This is a genomic window from Stenotrophomonas maltophilia group sp. LNF247, assembly GCF_054083135.1.
Map to the genome: position 1 here is coordinate 281223 of NZ_JBSRQL010000001.1, position 19315 is coordinate 300537.

Annotated in this window: 24 protein-coding genes; 17 read left to right on the forward strand and 7 right to left on the reverse strand. The window is 65.6% G+C overall.

Features of this window, described 5'->3' with window-relative positions; translation table 11 throughout:
* Positions 1–13 precede the first annotated feature (13 nt).
* The 5 genes from ACTXG9_RS01245 to ACTXG9_RS01265 all read left to right on the forward strand — a co-directional run bounded on the left by ACTXG9_RS01245 (position 14) and on the right by ACTXG9_RS01265 (position 4541).
* Positions 14–1498, forward strand: a complete 1485-nt coding sequence (locus ACTXG9_RS01245; RefSeq protein ID WP_456115489.1) for an MFS transporter — start codon at positions 14–16, stop codon at positions 1496–1498.
* A 16-nt stretch (positions 1499–1514) separates the two neighbouring features.
* The gene (locus ACTXG9_RS01250) at positions 1515–2552 is read left to right on the forward strand and encodes a glycoside hydrolase family 43 protein (RefSeq protein ID WP_021202407.1); all 1038 of its coding nucleotides are present in this window, start codon (positions 1515–1517) and stop codon (positions 2550–2552) included.
* Entirely contained in the window at positions 2542–3387 is an 846-nt protein-coding gene (locus tag ACTXG9_RS01255) for an aldose epimerase family protein (RefSeq protein WP_188249897.1), read from the forward strand. Before ACTXG9_RS01250 ends, ACTXG9_RS01255 begins: the two co-directional genes overlap by 11 nt.
* 210 nt (positions 3388–3597) lie before the next feature.
* Positions 3598–4047, forward strand: coding sequence for a BLUF domain-containing protein (locus ACTXG9_RS01260; protein WP_111101980.1), 450 nt, complete (start codon positions 3598–3600; stop codon positions 4045–4047).
* A 260-nt stretch (positions 4048–4307) separates the two neighbouring features.
* A complete protein-coding gene (locus ACTXG9_RS01265) occupies positions 4308–4541 on the forward strand; it encodes a hypothetical protein (RefSeq protein ID WP_155029555.1) in 234 nt (77 codons plus the stop codon).
* A gap of 25 nt (positions 4542–4566) precedes the next feature.
* On the opposite strand, the gene ACTXG9_RS01270 is transcribed toward ACTXG9_RS01265, so the two are convergent.
* From ACTXG9_RS01270 to ACTXG9_RS01280, 3 genes are all read right to left on the reverse strand, one after another.
* Positions 4567–5118 carry a cysteine hydrolase family protein gene (locus ACTXG9_RS01270; protein ID WP_021202410.1) on the reverse strand — a complete coding sequence of 184 codons (552 nt, stop codon included), beginning with the start codon at positions 5116–5118 and terminating at the stop codon, positions 4567–4569.
* 3 nt (positions 5119–5121) lie between these two features.
* Complete coding sequence (locus ACTXG9_RS01275) at positions 5122–5760, reverse strand: DUF6766 family protein (RefSeq protein ID WP_021202411.1); 639 nt, start codon at positions 5758–5760, stop codon at positions 5122–5124.
* Between the two features lie 98 nt (positions 5761–5858).
* Positions 5859–6047 carry a hypothetical protein gene (locus ACTXG9_RS01280; RefSeq protein WP_019337695.1) on the reverse strand — a complete coding sequence of 63 codons (189 nt, stop codon included), beginning with the start codon at positions 6045–6047 and terminating at the stop codon, positions 5859–5861.
* 149 nt (positions 6048–6196) lie between these two features.
* On the opposite strand from ACTXG9_RS01280, the gene ACTXG9_RS01285 reads away from it, so the two are divergent.
* The 3 genes from ACTXG9_RS01285 to ACTXG9_RS01295 all read left to right on the forward strand — a co-directional run bounded on the left by ACTXG9_RS01285 (position 6197) and on the right by ACTXG9_RS01295 (position 8549).
* Positions 6197–7360 carry a zinc-dependent alcohol dehydrogenase gene (locus tag ACTXG9_RS01285; RefSeq protein WP_111101955.1) on the forward strand — a complete coding sequence of 388 codons (1164 nt, stop codon included), beginning with the start codon at positions 6197–6199 and terminating at the stop codon, positions 7358–7360.
* A 10-nt stretch (positions 7361–7370) separates the two neighbouring features.
* A complete protein-coding gene (locus tag ACTXG9_RS01290; RefSeq protein ID WP_111101956.1) occupies positions 7371–7868 on the forward strand; it encodes a hypothetical protein in 498 nt (165 codons plus the stop codon).
* 282 nt (positions 7869–8150) lie between these two features.
* On the forward strand, positions 8151–8549 hold the full coding sequence (locus tag ACTXG9_RS01295) for a BLUF domain-containing protein (RefSeq protein ID WP_111098447.1): 399 nt from the start codon (positions 8151–8153) through the stop codon (positions 8547–8549).
* 13 nt (positions 8550–8562) lie between these two features.
* Here the strand turns inward: ACTXG9_RS01295 and ACTXG9_RS01300 are convergent, their stop codons facing one another.
* On the reverse strand, positions 8563–8955 hold the full coding sequence (locus ACTXG9_RS01300; RefSeq protein WP_111101957.1) for a response regulator: 393 nt from the start codon (positions 8953–8955) through the stop codon (positions 8563–8565).
* A gap of 132 nt (positions 8956–9087) precedes the next feature.
* On the opposite strand from ACTXG9_RS01300, the gene ACTXG9_RS01305 reads away from it, so the two are divergent.
* The 3 genes from ACTXG9_RS01305 to ACTXG9_RS01315 all read left to right on the forward strand — a co-directional run bounded on the left by ACTXG9_RS01305 (position 9088) and on the right by ACTXG9_RS01315 (position 11130).
* Positions 9088–9504 (forward strand): hypothetical protein, encoded by a 417-nt coding sequence (locus tag ACTXG9_RS01305; protein WP_227844341.1) that lies wholly within the window; start codon positions 9088–9090, stop codon positions 9502–9504.
* A 156-nt stretch (positions 9505–9660) separates the two neighbouring features.
* Entirely contained in the window at positions 9661–10182 is a 522-nt protein-coding gene (locus tag ACTXG9_RS01310) for a ferritin-like domain-containing protein (protein ID WP_111098445.1), read from the forward strand.
* A 39-nt stretch (positions 10183–10221) separates the two neighbouring features.
* Positions 10222–11130 carry a manganese catalase family protein gene (locus ACTXG9_RS01315; RefSeq protein ID WP_111101958.1) on the forward strand — a complete coding sequence of 303 codons (909 nt, stop codon included), beginning with the start codon at positions 10222–10224 and terminating at the stop codon, positions 11128–11130.
* A 121-nt stretch (positions 11131–11251) separates the two neighbouring features.
* Here ACTXG9_RS01315 and ACTXG9_RS01320 read toward each other — a convergent pair whose 3' ends face one another.
* Positions 11252–11575: a KGG domain-containing protein gene (locus tag ACTXG9_RS01320; protein ID WP_058982980.1), complete on the reverse strand. Its 324-nt coding sequence runs from the start codon at positions 11573–11575 to the stop codon at positions 11252–11254.
* Positions 11576–11878: 303 nt separating this feature from the next.
* Here ACTXG9_RS01320 and ACTXG9_RS01325 point away from each other — a divergent pair, with 303 nt between their 5' ends.
* From ACTXG9_RS01325 to ACTXG9_RS01335, 3 genes are read left to right on the forward strand one after another with little or no spacing between them, the layout of a single operon-like run.
* Positions 11879–12346: a BLUF domain-containing protein gene (locus ACTXG9_RS01325; protein ID WP_227852901.1), complete on the forward strand. Its 468-nt coding sequence runs from the start codon at positions 11879–11881 to the stop codon at positions 12344–12346.
* Positions 12343–13110 (forward strand): DUF72 domain-containing protein, encoded by a 768-nt coding sequence (locus ACTXG9_RS01330; protein ID WP_456115613.1) that lies wholly within the window; start codon positions 12343–12345, stop codon positions 13108–13110. Before ACTXG9_RS01325 ends, ACTXG9_RS01330 begins: the two co-directional genes overlap by 4 nt.
* Complete coding sequence (locus ACTXG9_RS01335; protein ID WP_456115614.1) at positions 13103–13837, forward strand: DNA-formamidopyrimidine glycosylase family protein; 735 nt, start codon at positions 13103–13105, stop codon at positions 13835–13837. The genes ACTXG9_RS01330 and ACTXG9_RS01335 overlap by 8 nt, the downstream gene beginning before the upstream one ends.
* Before the next feature lie 39 nt (positions 13838–13876).
* Here ACTXG9_RS01335 and ACTXG9_RS01340 read toward each other — a convergent pair whose 3' ends face one another.
* Entirely contained in the window at positions 13877–14374 is a 498-nt protein-coding gene (locus tag ACTXG9_RS01340; RefSeq protein WP_456115615.1) for a YciE/YciF ferroxidase family protein, read from the reverse strand.
* Between the two features lie 247 nt (positions 14375–14621).
* Here ACTXG9_RS01340 and ACTXG9_RS01345 point away from each other — a divergent pair, with 247 nt between their 5' ends.
* Together ACTXG9_RS01345 and ligD are read left to right on the forward strand one after the other, a co-directional pair.
* Positions 14622–14798, forward strand: a complete 177-nt coding sequence (locus tag ACTXG9_RS01345) for a DUF3606 domain-containing protein (RefSeq protein WP_456115616.1) — start codon at positions 14622–14624, stop codon at positions 14796–14798.
* Between the two features lie 13 nt (positions 14799–14811).
* On the forward strand, positions 14812–17361 hold the full coding sequence (gene ligD / locus ACTXG9_RS01350; protein ID WP_456115617.1) for a DNA ligase D: 2550 nt from the start codon (positions 14812–14814) through the stop codon (positions 17359–17361).
* Here the strand turns inward: ligD and ACTXG9_RS01355 are convergent.
* Positions 17350–17598, reverse strand: a complete 249-nt coding sequence (locus ACTXG9_RS01355) for a hypothetical protein (protein ID WP_021202423.1) — start codon at positions 17596–17598, stop codon at positions 17350–17352. The two genes, ligD and ACTXG9_RS01355, sit on opposite strands and share 12 nt — an antisense overlap.
* Before the next feature lie 224 nt (positions 17599–17822).
* Here ACTXG9_RS01355 and ACTXG9_RS01360 point away from each other — a divergent pair, with 224 nt between their 5' ends.
* Complete coding sequence (locus ACTXG9_RS01360; protein ID WP_456115640.1) at positions 17823–19313, forward strand: FAD-dependent oxidoreductase; 1491 nt, start codon at positions 17823–17825, stop codon at positions 19311–19313.
* The last annotated feature ends 2 nt before the right edge of the window (positions 19314–19315 follow it).

Genomic DNA, 19315 nt, shown 5'->3' on the forward strand with positions numbered 1-19315 from the left:
GGACGTCCGCTGCATGGCAAGCACTGAACACGCGCTATCGGTACGCGAGAAGCTCGGCTACAGCCTGGGCGATCTCGCCGCCAACCTGATCTTCCAGACCCTGATCACCTACCTGGCGTTCTTCTACACCGACGTCTACCGCCTGCCGGCTGCCACCGCGGCCACGATCATCTTCGTGGTGGGCCTGCTGGGTGCGTTCGTGTTCACGCCGTTGATCGGCATCGCGGCGGACCGCACATCCACACGCTGGGGCCGCTTCCGCCCATGGATCCTGTGGACAGCCATTCCGTTCGGCGTGCTGTCGCTGCTGGCGTTCAGCACCCCGGACCTGGGCGAGCGCGGAAAAGTGATCTATGCACTGGCCACCTACGCGCTGCTGGTCTGCGTCTACGCCGCGAACAACCTGCCGTACTCGGCGCTGAGCGGCGTGCTGACCGGCAGCATGGCCCAGCGCAACAGCCTCTCGGCCTACCGCTTCGTGGCTGTGATGGTCGCGCAGTTCATCATCCAGGTGCTGCTGATGCCGCTGGTGCTGATCCTGGGCGATGGCGACCAGGTGCGCGGCTTCGAGCAGGTCATGACCGCATTCGCCATCATCGGGACGGTGTTCTTCCTGATCACGTTCGCCACCACTCGCGAACGCATCGTGCCGACGCGCGAGCAGACCGGGGGCGTACTGCAGGACCTGTCGGACCTGCTGCACAACCGCCCGTGGCAGGTGATGCTGGCCCTGACCGTGCTGGTATTCATCAACCTGGCCCTGAAGGGCGGCACCTACATCTATTACTTCCAGTACTACATGAGTGAAGCCGCGCTGGCCGGCTTCCTGGACGGCTCAGGCTTCAACGGCCTGATCAGCGCCTTGAATGCTGCCCTGGCCAGCGCCGGCTTCGCGGCGTTCACCTGGCCGAAGGACGCGGCCACCTCGGCGTTCAGCCTGTTCAACGCGTGCGGCATCCTCTGCATGATCCTGGGCATCGGCGCATCACGACGGCTGGCGGATCGCTTCGGCAAGCGCGACGTCTTCGGTGGCGCCCTGTTTGTCTCGACCCTGTTCCTGCTTGCCTTCTACCTGTTTCCACCCACGGGCGTGGCGGTGGCCTTCGCTGCCTTCATGCTGCATGGCTTCTGCTATGGCATCACCATCCCGTTGCTGTGGGCGATGATCGCCGACGTCGCGGACTACTCGGAGTGGAAGAACCATCGGCGGGCGACCGCGATCATCTTCTCGGCGATGTTGTGCGGGCTGAAGATCGGCCTCAGCGTCGGAGGCGCGCTGGTCGCGGCCATCCTTGCGCACTACGGCTACCAGGCAGGACTGGCGCAGCAGCCTGAGGGCGTGGTGCAGGGCATCCGCTTGACCGTAAGCGTCTACTGCTCCCTTCCTTTCCTGCTCGCCGTGGCGCTGCTGTTCTTCTACAGGATCGACAAGCGCACCGAGACCCGCATCGAGCAGGACCTCCACCTGCGTCGCCGTTCCGCCGACGCTTCCGCGTAAGGCCAAGATGACAACCATGATCGACCTCCATGCCGGCGAAGACGGCCAGGCCAGCGAAGCCCGTCTTGCGCAGCTCACCGCACACGCCATTTCGCAACCGCTGGTGACCCACATCTACACCGCCGACCCTTCGGCGCACGTGTTCGAGGGGCGCCTGTACATCTATCCGTCGCACGACATCGACGGTGGCCAGCCGTTCGACGACGAAGGTGGCCACTTCGGCATGCAGGATTATCATGTGCTGAAGATGGATACGCCCGACAGCACGGCCGTGGATTGCGGCATGGCGCTGCACGTGCGCGACGTGCCCTGGGCGCGGAAACAGATGTGGGCCCCCGATGCCGCCTGCCGCGATGGCCGCTACTACCTGTACTTCCCGGCCAAGGACGCCGAGGGCCGGTTCCGCATCGGCGCGGCGATCGGCACGCGGCCGGAGGGCCCGTTCGTGCCCCAGCCGGAGCCGATCAAGGGCGCGTACTCGATCGACCCTGCCGTGTTCGAAGACGAGGATGGCAGCCACTACCTGTACTTCGGCGGCATCTGGGGCGGGCAGCTGCAGAAGTATCGTGACAACCAGTACAGCGAGGCCCACGAGGAACCCGAGGGCAGCGCGCCGGCCCTGGGGCCGCGCGTGGGCCGCCTGGACGCGTGCATGACCGAGCTGGCCGAACCCACCCGCGAAGTGCAGATCCTGGATGAGCATGGCCAGCCGCTGCGTGCGGACGACCATGCGCGCCGCTTCTTCGAAGGCCCGTGGCTGCACAGGTACCAGGGTCGCTACTATCTGTCGTACTCCACTGGCAACACCCACCAGCTGTGCTACGCCATCGGCGACAGCCCGTATGGCCCGTTCACCTACGCTGGCGTGATCCTCACCCCCGTGGTCGGTTGGACCACCCACCACTCCATCTGCCAGTTCGAAGGGCAGTGGTACCTGTTCTATCACGATGCACTGATGTCCGGCGGCATCACCCACCTGCGCTCGGCCAAGTGCACACCGCTGCACATGGAGCCGGACGGAAGCATCCGCACGATCAATCCGTATGGGGCCTGAGCGCATGCTGCCGGTGGATGATGCGCTGGCCCCGCTGCCGGCCGGTGAACTGCACTGGCTGAGATGCGGCGAACTGGAGGTTGCGCTCGCCGCAGGGGCGGGCGGGCGCGTGGCGCACCTGCGTTACCAGGGCGTGGAGTGGCTGGTGGATGCGCAGGCGGGCGGGGCGGCTGCGATCGCCTGGGGCTGCTACCCGATGGTGCCCTGGGCCGGGCGCATCCGCCATGGAACGTTCCGCTTTGATGGCAGGCCGCATCGGCTGCCGCTCAACTTCGACGGGCATGCCATTCATGGGTTGGGCTTCTCGCGACCGTGGCAGATCGACCGGCTGGATGCGGCGGCAGCCAGGTTGGCGCTGGCGTTGCCGCACGACGGCTACTGGCCCTTCGGTGGCATCGCCATGCTGGACCTGCAGCTGGAGGCTCACGCCCTGCAGATGCGCCTTTCGGTCCAGGCCGGCGAGCAGGCGATGCCGGCGGTGCTGGGCTGGCATCCCTGGTTCCGGAAGCCTGACGGGCTGCTGTTCACGCCTCGTGCGATGTACCCGCGGGACGGGGAAGGTATTGCCACGCTGCCCTGTGTGGCTCCCACTACCGGTCCCTGGGATGACTGCTTCATCGCCGACAGCGACATCACGCTGATACGCGGAGGCCAGCGCCTGCGGCTGCGCTCGGACCACGACCATTGGGTGGTCTACGACGGCACGCCGCACGCCACCTGTGTGGAGCCCCAGAGCGGTCCGCCGGACGGCTTCACGCTGGCGCCGCACCGGCTGGAGCCCGGCCAGCGCCTCGCGTTGACGTTCGACCTGGCGTGGGCAGCGGACAGGGCGTGAGCCTGGCACTGGCATGCGTCTCCCCGAACCTGCGGTGCCGGCACAGGAGGACGACCGGCTGCGGATCCTGAACACGCCGAGGAAAGGTGCACCGCTGGTCGGATAGTGGCGATCGGATCACGGAATACACACGATGGGAACTTCCCAGGTCCTCGGATGGGCTACGGTGAGGCCATCGGAATCTGGGGGGATTCGTCACAGGAGCAACCGATGCCTATCAGGGCAGTGGTATACGTCAGCGAAGCCAGCCCCACTGTTGTGGGCGACAACGGGCGCAAGGAGGGCAACAGGCTGGACCAGCTGGTCGACGACGCCGCACGTTTCAACCGGGACGCCGGCGTTACCGGCGTGCTTCTCTTCGATGGCGGGCGGTTTCTCCAGTACATGGAGGGACCGGAGGACGGGTTGCGGGTGGCGTACGCGCGTGTGCTGGGCGCAACCAGCCACGCAGGGCTGGTGGAGCTGCAGCGGGGCAGGGTGGGCAACCGGCGCCTGCCGTTCTGGCCGATGCGCTGGCTTCCGGTAGATCCCGGGCAGTTGAAGTCGCTGGCCCACGCGGACTGGATCGGCTTCGTGCAGCGTGGCGATACGTCGGCCGGTGGGCAATCAGCAATGGATCTGCTGGTGGGACTGGTGGAGCCGTACGCCCTTGCCGCATAACGCAAGGGGATTGCCAACGTACGCTACGGGCGAGCAGTCATCTCCTGCAGTTCCAGTCAACCCGCACTGCCCGCGCTCACTGCATCGTGCAGATCATGCTGGCGTGCCGGTTCATTGGACGGGTCCGGACGGACGATGCAGGGCAGGTGCCATGCCGCTCTCCGCGTGAAGATCCTGCACAGTCGTGACACGGTGCTTTCACTGCCGCCGACATCCGTGATGGCCACACTGCAGGCTCCTTCCAGAGCAGGAGGTGCCCGATGGCTACCTGTGATGTCTGCGGCAACGACTACGACAAGAGCTTCACCGTACAGCAAGGCGGGCGTAGCGGCACGTTCGATTCGTTCGAATGCGCGATCCATGCGTTCGCCCCGCGCTGCGCCCACTGCGATTGCGCCGTCATCGGACACGGTGTCGAGGGAAATGGCCGGATTTTCTGCTGCGCACATTGCGCCGGTCATGCCGGTGTAAAGGGTGTCGCAGACCGGGCTTGAACCGAATGCTGCTCCATCCCGCTGGTCATGCCGGCACCAGAGAAGCAATTCGTGCCACCCGCGCTGCTCCTGAATCGGCGAGCAGCGCCATTGCCCGCTGTTTCTGTGACGGCATCCCCGCCACGGCCTCCCTTGCCAGGACGACGTCGAACTCCCTGGCGTTGGCGTCCAACGCGGTTGCCAGCACACACGAATCGGCTGTCATCCCGCTGAGCCAAAGTCGGCGCACGCCCAACTTGGCCAGCAGGACCGGCAGCGGGGTGGCGAGGAACGCCGAGTGCTTGGGCTTGAGTACAAAGTAGTGATCGGGCAGGGGCGAGAGCAGGTCGGCTATCCGCCCGGCTGCGCCCCCGTCCCGCCTGCACTGCGCAACCTGTTGTCGGAAGTCACGCTTCCAGTCGGAGAAATTGTCATTGGCATAGATGACCGGCCACCTGCGGTCATCGAAGTGGTCTCTCAAACGCCGGATCTGTCTGGCCGCCCGCTCCGCAACGGGCGCAAGATCCTGCGCGCCGGGGAAGTCGAAACGGCTGAACATGTCGATGATCAGCAAGGCCGTCGATGGATCCTGTCCCATGGCTCAATCACCTGTCTGTGCGTGCGGGGCCTCGACCGGCTTGGACTGCGGTGAATCCTTCTGGCGCAGGAAGATCGTCAGTACAACCAGGGACAGCACGGCGAGAAATTCGCTCTGCCAGTTCTGCATCGATTCAAACCAGAATGTGCTGCTGGCCAGGTGCTGCAGGAAGCCGGGTGCGGGCAGGCCCCGCAACAGCTGCTCGGCCTGCTCGGCTCGCCAGCTTCCCAACGCATGCAGCGTGAAGCTCAACAGGAACAACAGCCCGAAGGCGATTGCAAGCGAATGACCGTACAGCACCTTCCAGACGCCGCCACGCCTCACCGGCCAGGGCGTAGGTCCTGGCTCGACGCGGCTCTGCTCCTGTGCAGGATCCAACGGCCGCGATTCAGCCGAGCCACGCTGGCGAAGGGTGACGGTCAGGAGAACATACATGCCCATCTGCAGGAATTCGCTCTCCCAGTTCTCGAATGTGGCGCTGACGAAGTGGCCGGTCGCCAGGTAGTGCCATAGATCGATCGGCGCGCGCCCGTGCTGCGTCAACTCCTGGTTGTGGACATGGTGCCCCGCAACTGCCTGCCCAACGATGAACACGACGGTGAGTGCAAGCAGCACCAGCGAGAGACCGTTGCGTTTCCACATGCAACACCTCGATCAGCTGTTCCAGAGACCGTGCGGAAGCATGCGCGGGCAAGAGGGCAGGGCTCGTGATCACTGCGCATCGAGGATGTGAGGCGGGCTCAACGCTTGCCTGTCGGGTCAGGATCCGGCCGCTCGTAGTCTTCAGGTACCGCCTTGGGGCCGTCCCCATCGTCGGGCATGTCGTGGTCCTTCCACCTGGCCTGGTCATTGCGACGCTTGTCCGGCGTGTGGGCCTTCGACTGATCGTCCACGTCCGTGGTTGGATTGAAAGGCAACTTGTCGTTCATGAGCAGCTCCTGCGGCGAGAACCTGAAGCCTGCACCGCGCCGGGTTAACGCCACGACGCCGCGGAATGAACGCCGCGCACACCCGGATGTCACCGCAGCAGGGGGACTGCCCTGCGATGCTGATGTTCCGATCTTTCTGGAGAACCGCGATGCAGGCATTGACCTATCACGGCCGCAGGGATGTGCGCGTCGAGACCGTGCCGGACCCGGTGCTGGCGGCCGAGGATGATCTGATCCTGAGGGTGACCGCCACCGCCATCTGTGGTTCGGACCTGCACCTGTACCGGGGCAAGATTCCTGACCTACACGATGGCGATGTGCTGGGCCACGAATTCATGGGCGTGGTGGAAGAGGTCGGCAGCGGCGTGACCCAGGTGAAACCCGGTGATCGCGTGGTGATCCCGTTTGTGATTGCCTGTGGCGAGTGCTTCCACTGCCGGCTGGCCGAGTATGCCGCCTGCGAGACCACCAATCCGGGCAAGGGCGCCGCACTGAACCAGAAGGGCATACTGCCTCCGGCCGCATTGTTCGGCTACAGCCATCTGTATGGCGGCGTGGCCGGCGGGCAGGCCGAATTCGTACGCGTGCCGAAGGCGAATGTAGGCCCGCTGCGCATCCCGGAAGGCGTGGCCGACGAGCAGGTTCTGTTCCTTTCGGACATCCTGCCCACCGGCTACCAGGCCGCGCTGAACGCTGGGGTCAAGCCCGGCTCGACGGTGGCCATCTTCGGTGCCGGGCCGGTGGGGCTGATGAGCGCAGCCTGCTGCCGGCTGCTGGGGGCCGAGACCATCTTCATGGTGGACCATCTTCGCTACCGCCTTGACTACGCGCGTCGCGCCTACGGGGTGACCCCCATCGACTTCAGGGAGATCGAGGACCCGGCCGATTACATCCTGACCCAGACCAGCGGGCGGGGCGCAGACGCCTGCATCGAGGCCGTAGGCTTCGAGGCCGAAGGGAGTGCGCTGGAGTCAGCGCTGACCGCCGTGAAACTGGAAGGCAGCAGCGGGGTGGCGATCCGGCAGTGCATCGCCGCGGCCCGCCGCGGCGGCGTTGTCAGCATCCCTGGTGTCTATGCCGGCTTCATCCACGGTTTCCTGCTGGGTGACGCGTTCGACAAGGGCTTGACGTTCAAGATGGGGCAGACCCACGTGCAGGGACTGATGCCGGAGCTGCTCGGCGCCATCTTGGAAGGAAAGCTGGACCCGGGTGACATCATCTCGCACCGGATGCGCCTGGCCGATGCAGCGCAGGGCTATGCGATGTTTGATGCCAAGGATGACGACTGCCGCAAGATCGTTCTGACACCGTGAGCGTGGCGCCATGAGTGCGATTGTCGTGGGCTGTGTGTACGCACTGTGGTTGGTGGCCGGTTCGCTGGACTTCCATTTTCACCGCCGGACCGACCTTCCACACACCTCCGCGATGCGCGAAAGCCTGTTGCATGCGGTGCAGCTGCTTCTGATCGGCAGCGGCGTGCTGGCGTGGCTGCTGCTGGAAAACACGTTGTCGCTGGTCACGCTCCTGGCGCTTCTGGTCATTGCTCACGCAATCGCCGGCTATCTGGACACCGTCAGCGCAGACGGCCGCAGACGCATCAGTCCGGCGGAGCAGCATGTGCACAGTGTGCTGGATGCCGCGCCGTGGGTCCTGTTGGCCTGGGTGGCCTGGCAGGCCCATCCTCGATGGTCGCTCAGTGTGGAACCGGCAGCACCCGGGATCTGGTGGTGGGTCCTGCTGCCGGCGTCTGGCCTGGTGGTGCTGCCTTGGCTGTGGGAGCTTCTCCAGTGCGTGAGGGCGAGAGCGAGGCGCCCGCGCTGACCGGGTGAGGATCACCGCACAGGGTATTCATAGGCACGCCACGCTTCCAGCCGAGTGATGTGGCCGCCGGCGCCTGCGCCCATTACCATCAACAGCCGTGATCGCTGTTGGCGCTGAACCGCTCGGCCGGGAGCGCAGAAGCTCCCGCCTGCCGACGCGTTATCGCAGCGTGCAGCTCGGGGGAGGGCACTGGTAGCGCGGCGATTGAACACCTCATCTCTGCCTACATCAGCGCGGCGATCATTGAAGTGCAGGAAATTTCCTGCGCCAGAAGGAACGAATGTGCCCCTCCGTGCAGTCGCCTACGCAAGTGAGGCGACATCGGGGCTTTCCATGGACCATGTGGATGACCTCGCCAGGGCCGCCGCCCGCTTCAACCTTGAAGCCGGCGTTACGGGTGTGCTTCTTTATGACGGGCTCCGCTTCCTGCAGTACATCGAGGGGCCGGAAGACAGCATCAACGTGGTGTACAGCCGCATTCTCAGTGCCCGCAGCCATCGCGAGCTGATCGAACTGGGCCGCGGCAGGGTTTCCGGCAGGTTCTTTCCCTATTGGTCGATGCGGTTGCTGTGGGTTGAGGCCTCCGAGATCCGCAGCGTCGCGCACGGCAACTGGGATGGCCTCTCCCGTGGTGGCGCGCTGCGCCAGCTGGGCCTGGTGGTAGCCCCGCACCTGGGGTGACGGTTGCATGGATTCAATGCGGGGGCGGCTGCGCGCAGGTATCGCCCAGCACGCGCCGAACCGTGTCCTGCAATTGACTCACATGGAACGGTTTGGCAACGAAGGCTGCGCGCCGGTGGCGCTGCGGCACCAGCTGGTCGTAGACCGCAGTGACGAACAGGTAGGGGATGCCGAGTTCTGCCAGGCGATCAGCGACGGGAAAGACCACACCGTCGCGAAGTTCGACATCGAGCACGGCGCCGTCGAATCGCTGGGTGTCCAGCAGCCCGAGAGCGTCGAACACGCTGTAGGCATGCGTCACCTGATCACCGACGTCCTCAAGGGCGTGCTCCATGAGTGTGGCCAGGTCGAGTTGGTCTTCCACCAGCAGCAGGTTGCACCTGCGCTGGCTCATTGCGGATTGCATGCGTACATGCCTGTGTTGTCCTGGGAACACGAGTTTCTGCTGTGCTGCATCAAGATCCTGCGTGCACATTGTCAGTCCGGCGCGAAGCCTTGCGCGCGTGACCAACCTCGTGGAGGAGGCGTGGAGGGCCTTATGGATCTCGTTGACGGCTTCTTGGCATGCGCTGTGGATACTGCCGCCGACCCCTGTATCGGAGTTTCTGTCATGCCTCTATCCGGAAACGAAGCGGCCTCTCCAGGCGTGCTGCGTATCGAGTGCATGCCGCTCGATTGTGGCGGCGCCGCCATTGTCGTGGAACTGGACCGTACGCCTGAACGGACATGGATGAAGTCGCTGAAGCGGGCATTGCAGGCCGACGATGCCCTTGAAGGCGCACAGGCCAAATTTGATGGCCGATTTGTCTATGTCGTGGGCGTGGACGGGGGTGGGCACCGCGCTCAACACCGCGTGATGCAGGCCGTGATGGCGGCGGACGGCGGGGGCGCTTCGAACACCCGCCCCCGGGGCCCCAGGGCGGGCGCGGTCGCATCGAGCGCCCTGGCGACCTGAGGGCGCCCCGGGTCCAGTCCGGGGTGCGGATGTTATCGCTGCATCAGCGCCGCGTGCAACGCCAACCTGCGGCGGCTCACATCGCCCGACAACGCGGTGATTGCGCTCGCTCCACGATGGTCTCCGGAGGCATGTCGCCCCGCACCGGAGATCGAGATGGCAGACCAGAACACCGCCCGAAGCGAGCGCCTGCTGAAGTGGCTGCAGGACGCCTACGCCATGGAACAGGAAGCGGAGACCATGATGAAGGCCATGGCTTCGCGGATCGAGAACTATCCCCAGCTTGCCGCACGCATCAGCCAGCACGTCCAGGAGACGCAGGGGCAGGCTGCCTCACTGCGGCAGTGCATTGAGGCGCTGGGAGGAAGCGTGCCCACCGCGAAGGGATTGTTCGCGAGCATGACCGCCGCCATCCACGCCGCCGGCAACACGCTGATGGAGGACGAGGTGGTCAAGAGCGTGGGCCTTTCATTTGGCTTCGAGAACACCGAGATCGCCACGTACAGGGCGCTGGTGATCGCTGCCGAGCGCGCCGGCGCGCCCGACATTGCGGCGGTGTGCGGCCAGATCCTGCAGGAAGAGGTTGCCATGGCGCGCTGGCTGGAGGACCACCAGGACGGGCTGGTCGGAGCGTTCCTCAACCGTGACGAAACGCCCGGCGCCCAAGCCAAGCGTTGACTCCTAAGCCAGCCCACACCAGCCACCGGAGAAGCCCTCATGTTCTTTCATCACAAGAAACTGATGTATACCGTGCGCGTCCGCGAATCCAACCCGCAGCTCGCCAGCCTCATGCTTGAACAGTTCGGCGGCCCACAGGGCGAGTTGGCCGCCGCGATGCGCTACTTCACCCAGGGACTTGGCGAATGCGATCCCGGGCGCAAGGACCTGTTGATGGACATCGCCACCGAGGAGATCAGTCATCTGGAGATCATCGGCACCATCATCGCCATGCTCAACCGCGGGCCCAAGGCGATCCAGTCCGAAGGGCTTGCCGAGGCCGAGGACATGCGGCTGCTGGGCCAGAACAGCACCAGCCACACCGAACAGATCCTGTACGGCGGCGGCCCCGCGCTGGTCAATTCCAGCGGGGTGCCGTGGACAGCCGCCTACATCGACTCGATCGGCGACCCCACCGCCGACCTGCGCTCGAACATCGCGGCCGAAGCGCGCGCCAAGCTGGTGTATGAGCGCCTGATCAACGTTACCGACGACCCGGGCATCAAGGATGCGCTGCGCTTCCTGATGACCCGCGAGATCGCGCACATGAAGTCGTTCGAGAAAGCGCTGCACAGCATCCAGCCCAACTTCCCACCGGGCAAGCTGCCGGGGGATCCGGCGTTCACCGACCTGTACATGGACATGTCGCAGGGTGGCGGCGCCGACGATCTGCAGGGCAGCTGGAACAGCGGCGAGCTCTGGGAGCGGGTCAGCGACCGCGACGCACAGGCCGCTGTGGATGGTGGCGACGGCGGCGGCACGGTGGACCTGGACCCGCGCGAACAAGCGGCGGTGCAGGCCATGACCCTGCGCACGCTCTCCGACCCGGAAGCGCGGCCGGCCACCGGGGCCGAGCTGGGGGCAGGCCCGGGTGCAGGTGCACTGGACCTGCCGCCACGCGAGCCGTGAAAGAAGCCGGGGCGCCCGTTCGCGGCGCTCCGGTTGCAACGCCCCTGAGCCGCGTGGGGCGTACAAAAGTGGGCGGACATCACGTCCGCCCACGAAGGGATGCAACGGGTTTCAGCGCCGATCAGCGCTGCTGGCCACCGCGGTTGTTGCCGCCGCCGCGTTCCTGCTGTTGCTGCCCGCCGCCCTGGTTGCCGCCCTGGTTGCCACCACCGCGACTGTTCTGGCCGCCTTCGCGGCCGATGTCAGCCATGTGCTGGCGGTCCTGGCTCACTGCTTCGCCGCCCTTGCGGCCGGCTTCGCGTGCTTCTTCCGAGCTGAATTCATGGGCGTTGCCTGACTCGTGCGCGGCACGTCCACCCTTGGCGGCGATCTCGCGCTGCTTGTCCTCGTCCATCGAAGCGAAACCGCGGTTGCTGGTGCCCTGGTTCTGGTTCTGGTTGGCCATGGAAAGTCTCCTTGGGTTCAGCCGCCTCATTGGCGGCAGCGACCATCTTCCAGATCCGGCGCTAGACGGCGGTGGCACGACCGCCAACGTCGCGTCATCCGGAAGGCTCTGATTCCTCATCCGGCCTCCACGAACATCCCTGCACGCGTGCGCACAGTGGCAGACACACGTTCCGCGGCCCAACCGTGCGTCAACGCGATGCGGAAGGTACACGCCACAGTTCGACGCAGCCTCCACACCGGTCTCACCGCGCGTACGATCGGTGTGGCTAAGGTAGAGCGGTCTGCAACAACCGGTGGTGCCATGCCCTTCAGAGCGATTGCCTATGTAAGTGAAGCCTCCCGCAACCTGACGGAACATCGGCTGCAGCAACTCGTGGCGGAGGCGGTGCAGTTCAACGAGTCCGCCGATGTCACCGGCACATTGCTGTTCGATGGCTCGCGCTTCCTGCAGTACCTGGAAGGCCCGGAGGCAGGGGTCAAGGCGGTGTACACGCGCATTCTGGCTGCAAGCAGCCACAGCGGAATCGTCGAACTGAACCGGGGCAGGGTGGGTCGCCGACAGTTTCCGCGCTGGCGGATGCGCAGCGTGCGGGTAGATGAGCTCGCGCTGGGAAAGATCGCCATTTCCGACTGGACCGGATTCGTGCGCAGCGCGTCGGCGCTGCAGTCGGGCACCAGTGCCCTGGATCAACTACTGTCGGTTTCGCAATCGCAGACGGAAGCAAGCGCGGGTGGCATCATCGAACCAGACGGGCAGCTGGCACGATGAAGGCCACAGCCGCCCCGGTTGCGTCCGGCCCACCACGCGTCGGTTGTGCGGGATGGTCGCTGCCGCGGGCGGATCAGGAAGCGTTCGGCGCGGGCGACAGCCTACTGCAGCGCTATGCCACACGCCTGTCGATGGTGGAGATCAACTCTTCCTTCTATCGACCGCACCAGCCCAGGACTTACGCGCGATGGGCGGCGAGCGTTCCGGAGGGCTTCCGGTTTGCGGTGAAACTCCCGCGCGAGATCAGCCATGAGCGTCGGCTGCGCGATGCAATACAGCCGCTCGAACAGTTCCTTGAGGGCGTGCTGGAGCTGGGTGGAAAGCTCGGTCCGTTGCTGCTGCAGCTGCCGCCCAGCCTGGTGTACGACACGGCCACGGCCGAAGCCTTCCTGCGGGGCCTGCGCGCGCGCACGCAGGCCGATGTAGCGTGCGAGCCGCGGCATCCGAGTTGGTTCACGGCGGACGCGGATGCGCTGCTGAGCGCGCATGGTGTTGCACGGGTAGCCGCAGATCCGGCACGTGTGCCGGCGGCAGCGGTTCCCGGCGGTGATCGAGCGTGGAGCTACTGGCGCTGGCACGGCCAGCCGCAGATCTATCGCAGTGCGTACAGCGAACAGGCCCTGGCGGAACTGGCGCAAGGGCTGCGGCGCGAAGCTGATGCGCAACGGCCGGCCTGGTTCGTACTGGACAATACAGCACTGGGCCATGCCACCGGCAACGCACTGCGCCTGCAGGCGCTGCTGCAGGAGAACGCCCATGCCTGAAGGTCCTTCCATCGTACTGCTGCGCGAAGCCACTAGCCATTTCAAAGGGCACGTGGTCCGCACCGTCTCCGGAAACAGCCGCATCGACCTGTCGCCGCTGCAGGGCCGAAGGGTCAAGGCGGTCCGCAGTTGGGGCAAGCACTTCCTGCTGGAATTCAGCCGCCACACACTGCGCATCCATCTGATGATGTTCGGCAGCTGGCGCATCGACGAACGGAAGCCAACCCCGGCGCGTGTATCCCTGCTGTTCGACAATGGCGAGCTGAACTTCTATGCGTGTTCCGCGCGGCTGATCGACGAGCCGTTGGACGACGTCTACGACTGGCGCGCGGACGTGATGAACGATGCCTGGGATCCGAAGCTGGCACGGCGCAAGCTGAAGGCAATGCCGGACGTCATGGTCTGCGATGCGCTTCTGGACCAGACGGTCTTTGCCGGCGTGGGCAACATCATCAAGAACGAGGTGCTGTTCCGTACAGGCGTGCACCCCGCCACCCGCTTGGGCGACCTGCCGCCACGCAAGCTTACCGCGCTGATCGAACAGGCGCGCGCCTACAGCTTCGACTTCCTGGAATGGAAGCGGCGCTTCGAGCTGAAAAAGCATTGGCAGGTGCACACGAAGAAGGTCTGTCCCCTGTGCGGTGGCCCAATCAGCAAGCTCTACATGGGGACCACGCGGCGGCGCACGTTCTTCTGCCCCAATGATCAGGTGCTCTACGGGCACTGAGGCCGCCGTCCGTGGCAGCCGGGTTCCAAGGCGCGCCGATCAGGCGGCCTGCGCGGCCTTGGCGTTGCCGCCGCTCTTGGCCAGCAGGGTCAGCTTTTCGTCGGTGGCCTTCTCTTCCTCAAGCGTCTCCAGCAGCAGCGGCAGGGCGTCCTTGTAGCCCAGCTGCTTGGCCAGCGCGGCAATGGTCCCGTAGGACGCAATCTCGTAATGCTCGACCTTCTGCGCGCCGCCGATCAGCGCAGCATCCCGCACCGGGCCCTTGTCGATGCTGTCGATCACTTCCTTGCCTTCCTCCACCAGGCCCTCCATCGCCGCGCACTTGATGCGCTTCAGGCGAATGCCCAGGATCTCGACAACCTGGTCGATGCGTTCGATCTGGCCCTGGGTCTCTTCCAGGTGCGTCTCAAACGCCGTGGCCAGGTCCGGATTCTCGGCCGCACGGGCCAGGCGTGGGAGGGCCTTGGTCAGCTGCTTCTCGGCGCTGTAGATATCCGAGAGTTCGTGGATGAACAGGTCTTCCGCCGTCTTGATAGCCATACTGGGCTCCGCAGTGAGTGGAGCGATCAGCGTAGGGTCTTCCCGGTTGCGATCAGGCAGGTGCCAGGTGAAGGCGGCATGTGAAGGTCCACGCGAACCGTGCGCGTGCTCTTCACGATGCGGGATCCGCCACTCGAATTGGCGCCGGTGCCGCCAGGCCTTCGCCATGGCTTCACAATGGCATCGCCTCGTGCCCATGTACCGGCCGGTACGGTCACTTCACGCCCGACCACGCGTGGAGACGCCCATGAGCAATGACAAGCAGAAGACCGGTCGCCCGGACCGGGATCGCATTAACGTCAACGAAGATTACGAGCTGCAGTACTGGACCACCACGCTGGGCGTGTCCGCCGAGGAACTTCGTGCTGCTGTGGCGGCGGTAGGACCCACCGCCGTTGCTGTCCGCAAGCATCTGGGAAAATAGCGCGGAGTTGCCCATGTCTCTGGTCGAGTACCGCCGCAAGCGCAGTTTTGACAAGACCAAGGAGCCCGAGCCGGGCAAGGCGCTGCCGAAAGGGCAACGCGCCATTTTCGTGGTGCAGCTGCACCATGCCAGCCGGAGGCACTATGACTTCCGCCTTCAGGTAGGGGACGCGCTGAAGAGTTGGGCCGTGCCCAAGGGGCCCAGTTACGACCCGAAGGTCAAGCGCATGGCGGTGGAGGTGGAAGATCATCCTGTCGACTATGCGGCCTTCGAAGGCGAAATCCCCAAAGGCCAGTACGGCGGTGGCCATGTGGCCCAGTTCGACCATGGCGTGTGGGCGACGCAGGGCGACCCGGAAGCCCAGCTCGCCAAGGGCCATCTGCGCTTCGAACTGTTCGGCGCCAAACTGAAGGGCGGATGGCATCTGGTCCGCTCCGGGAAGCCGGCGCGCCAACCGCAGTGGCTGCTGTTCAAGGATGACGACGAATTCGCCGGCGACATCGAGGCAGACGATCTGCTGGCGGATGTCGCTGAAGCGCCAGCGGAGGATCTGAAGCGGGCCGGGGCCGGCAAGAGCGCGAAGAAGCGGCTCACCGCGGTACCCGTCAAGCGCATCCGACGAACGAACTGGGCGAAGAAGGCGCTGGCGCTCAGCAAGGCAAGAAAGGCCGCAGCGCCGTCCGGTCCATTCGAACCGCAGTTGGCCAAGCTGGGAGACGCGCCGCCCCAGGGCGAGCAGTGGGTCCACGAGATCAAGTGGGACGGGTACCGCATCCTTGCCACGGTCGCCAAGGGCAAGGTGCAGCTGTGGTCCCGGAATGCACTGGAATGGACCGGCAAGATCCCCGAGATACGTGACGCGGTGGCGGCGCTGGGCCTGACTTCAGCCGCACTGGACGGTGAGCTCATCGCCGGCGCCGGCACCAAGGAGGACTTCAACCTGCTGCAGGCCACGCTCTCCGGCGAGCGCCAGGGCGTGCTGACGTATGCCCTGTTTGATCTGCTGCATCTTGATGGCGTGGACGTCGCCGATGCGCCGCTCCTGGAGCGCAAGGCCTTGCTGCAGTCCTTGCTGGAAGGGCAGGGCAGCCCGTTGGCGTTCAGTTCCCATGTGCAGGGCGACGGCGACGAGGCCTATCGCCTGGCCGGTGAGCAGCATTTCGAAGGCATCATTTCCAAGCGCGCCGACGGCAGCTACCACAGCGGCCGCAGTGATGACTGGCGCAAGACCAAACAGCTGGCCAGTGACGAGTTTGCGGTGGTGGGCTACACCGCACCCAAAGGCAGCCGTGCCGGCTTCGGCGCGCTGCTGCTGGCCCGTCCAGATGCGGAGCACGGCTGGCTTTACGTCGGCCGGGTGGGGTCCGGGTTCTCGGACGAGCTGATCGGCGACATCAGCAAGCGCATCAAGGGCGGTGGCGGCCGCAAGCCAACCGCGTACGTGCCCACCCAGGACACCGACCTGCGCGCTGCGACCTGGTTCGAGCCGCGATTCGTGGTGGAGGTCTTCTACCGCGGGATCGGCGGGCAGAAGCTGTTGCGCCAGGCGTCGCTGAAGGCGGTGCGCGCGGACAAGGATATCGGCGACCTCGCCGATTCCGATCGCGCTGGAACGGCCCTGGCGGCGGCGCGCACACCGGCACCCCCGCGGCCTGCGCGCAAGACCAGGCTGGCACCGGTGGCGGATCGCGCGCCGCCATCGCTGTCCTCGCCGGGCAAGATCCTGTTCCCCGGCGACGGTTACACCAAGCAGGACGTGTGGGATTACTACACGGCAGTGATGGAGCACCTGCTTCCCGAGGTGATTGACCGCCCGCTCTCGATCATCCGATGCCCCAGTGGCGCCACAAAGCCCTGCTTCTTCCAGAAACACCATACGGCCGGGCTGGAGCTGGTCGACGCAGTAAAGCTCAAGGAAGAAAGCGGGGTAAACGCGCATTACCTGGTGGTGCGTGACCCGGCCAGCCTGCTGGAACTGGTGCAGTTCAACGCATTGGAATTCCACCCGTGGGGCACCCACGCCGAAACGCCCGACAAGGCCGACCGGGTGGTGTTCGATCTGGATCCAGGACCCGGCGTTCCCTTTGCCGAGGTCAGGAAAGCGACCACCGACATCCGAAAACTACTGGCGCAGCTGGAACTGGAGTCGTTCCTGCGGGTATCCGGCGGCAAGGGCCTGCACGTGGTCGTGCCGCTCGATCCGGGATGTGATTGGGACCTGACCAAGCGCTTCGCCAGAGGCTTCGCCGAAGCGCTGGCGCAATCCGAGCCCCAGCGGTTCGTGGCAACGGCCACCAAAAGCCTGCGCAACAAGCGGATCTTCGTCGACTACCTGCGCAATGGGCGCGGTGCAACGGCGGTCGCGTCCTACTCGCTGCGGGCCAGGCCGGGGGCGCCGGTGGCGCTGCCGATTGCATGGAGTGATCTGTCAAAACTCAAGCGCGCCGACGGGTTCACGATCAAGGATGTGCCGGCAAAGCTCAAACGACGCCGCAAGGACCCGTGGGCCGGCATCGGGCAAGTGAAACAGAATCTCGCGCGATGGGCGCAGTCAGACCCGTAGCAAACGGCCAGGGCCTCCATGGCCCGCCGGCCACGGAATCTCTCCGCTGCACAGATGGAGGTGCCCGGTGCGCATCACGCAGTACAGCCGGGCCTCCGGGTCCGCACTGGCAGCAATGTAGTCCAGCGCTTCGGCGAGCATGCGCATGAACTGCTGCTCGGGGTAGAACGCCGCCCATTCCGGCAGCATTTCCTCCAGTTGCGCGATGATCAGGTCGAGCCCCAGGTGCGTGCTCACTGCGGGTTCCTCCTTCCGGGCAAGCTGGCAACCGCACCGCAAGGAGGGTGTTGTGGGCCGCACAGCGGACGCAGGCGTGCCGTCTACGCGATGTTCAGCCACCCCCTGCTCGGCATCGCTACGGCTACGTGTGTGAGGATTTTCTGCACGGTCGCACCACGGCTGTTTCACCCCCGGCGGCGTATCAGGGAAGGCTTCCAGCTGACTCTGCAAGGGTGCATTTCATGACCGACCCGTTACTGCGCGCCAGCCTATGGTCCCGTGATAGCGATTCGAACAGCTTCCGTCCACTTGCCGGAACCACGCAGGCGGACGTGCTGGTGGTGGGCGCCGGCATGACCGGCCTGCTGACAGCGGCCCGCCTGGCCGATAGCGGCCTGGATGTGCTGGTGGTTGATGCGGGGCCCATCGGCGGGCGCAATACGGTGATGTCCACCGGCAATCTTTACGCGCCCGTCTCCCGGCTGGCCGATCTGATCTCCCGTTGGGGCGGCGACACGGCCAGCCGTGTCGTGCAGTGGCGGCAGCAGGCGCTGCGGTCCATCGAAACACTGGTTCACCGCTACGATCTGCGCTGTGGCTTCGAGCGCGTGGCCATGCAGTACGGCATGCAGGAACGCACCCGCGAGGTCACTGCGCGATTCGAGCGTGAGCTGCAGGCCTATCAGCGCGTCGGCCTTCAGTGCGAACACCACCAGTTCGGGTTGCCGTTCACCTTGGGCCACGCCTTCCGCGTTGCAGATCAGGCGCAATTGGATCCGGCGGCGTTCTGCATTGAGCTGGCGCGACATCTGGCGGGCCGGGTGCGCATCCACGACTGGACCCGGATCAACAGCATCGAGGCATCCGCCGGCGTTGCGACGGCCGACGGCGCCCGCATCCACGCCAGGCACTTCGTGCTGGCCACCCATTCGCCAGCAGGTTTCAACCTGGTGCAGGCCGAGATGGAGGTCTACCGCGAATACGGCGTGGCGGTACCGGTTGCCACGCCGCCCGCGGCAGGCATTCATTGGATTGCCGATCGGCACCGATCGCTGCGCGGGGTGCGCGGTACTGATGGCCGTGACTGGCTGGTGCTGGTCGGCGAGACCCACCGCACCGGCGAAACGCCGCCGATGGATCCAGCCCAGCATCTGGTCGCCGACGCGCATCGCAATTTCACCGTGCAGGGAGAGCCGCTGTGCTGGTCCGCGCAGCAGTTCCGTGCAGCCGACCAGCTGCCCTACATCGGCAGCAGCGCGCACGACAATGTTTGGGTGGCTACCGGCTATGGGCCGGACGGCTTGACCTGGGCGGGCGTGGCCGCGCGTGCGATTACCGAGGGAATCCTCGGCACGACCAGCGAGATCGAGCAGCTGCTCAGCCCCATGCGTTTCACCCCGGTGCGCTCGGCCTCTGGTTGGGCCCGCACCAACGCCACGGTGGCGCGGCACATGGTGGGAGATCGGCTTGCCACGGCGCCCTCGCGCTCGCCCAGTGAGCTGGCCCGTGGTTGCGGCGCACTGCTGGACGTGGATGGAAAGCGCACTGCGGTCTACCGCGACGAGGGCGGGCGCCTGCACACCATGTCGGCGCTCTGCCCGCACCTGAAGTGCGTTGTTCAATGGAACGGCCATGAGCGCACATGGGACTGCCCTTGCCACGGCAGCCGCTTTTCGGCCACCGGAGCGCTGCTGGAAGGCCCTGCCAGGCAGGGCCTCACACCAGAGCCGTGATG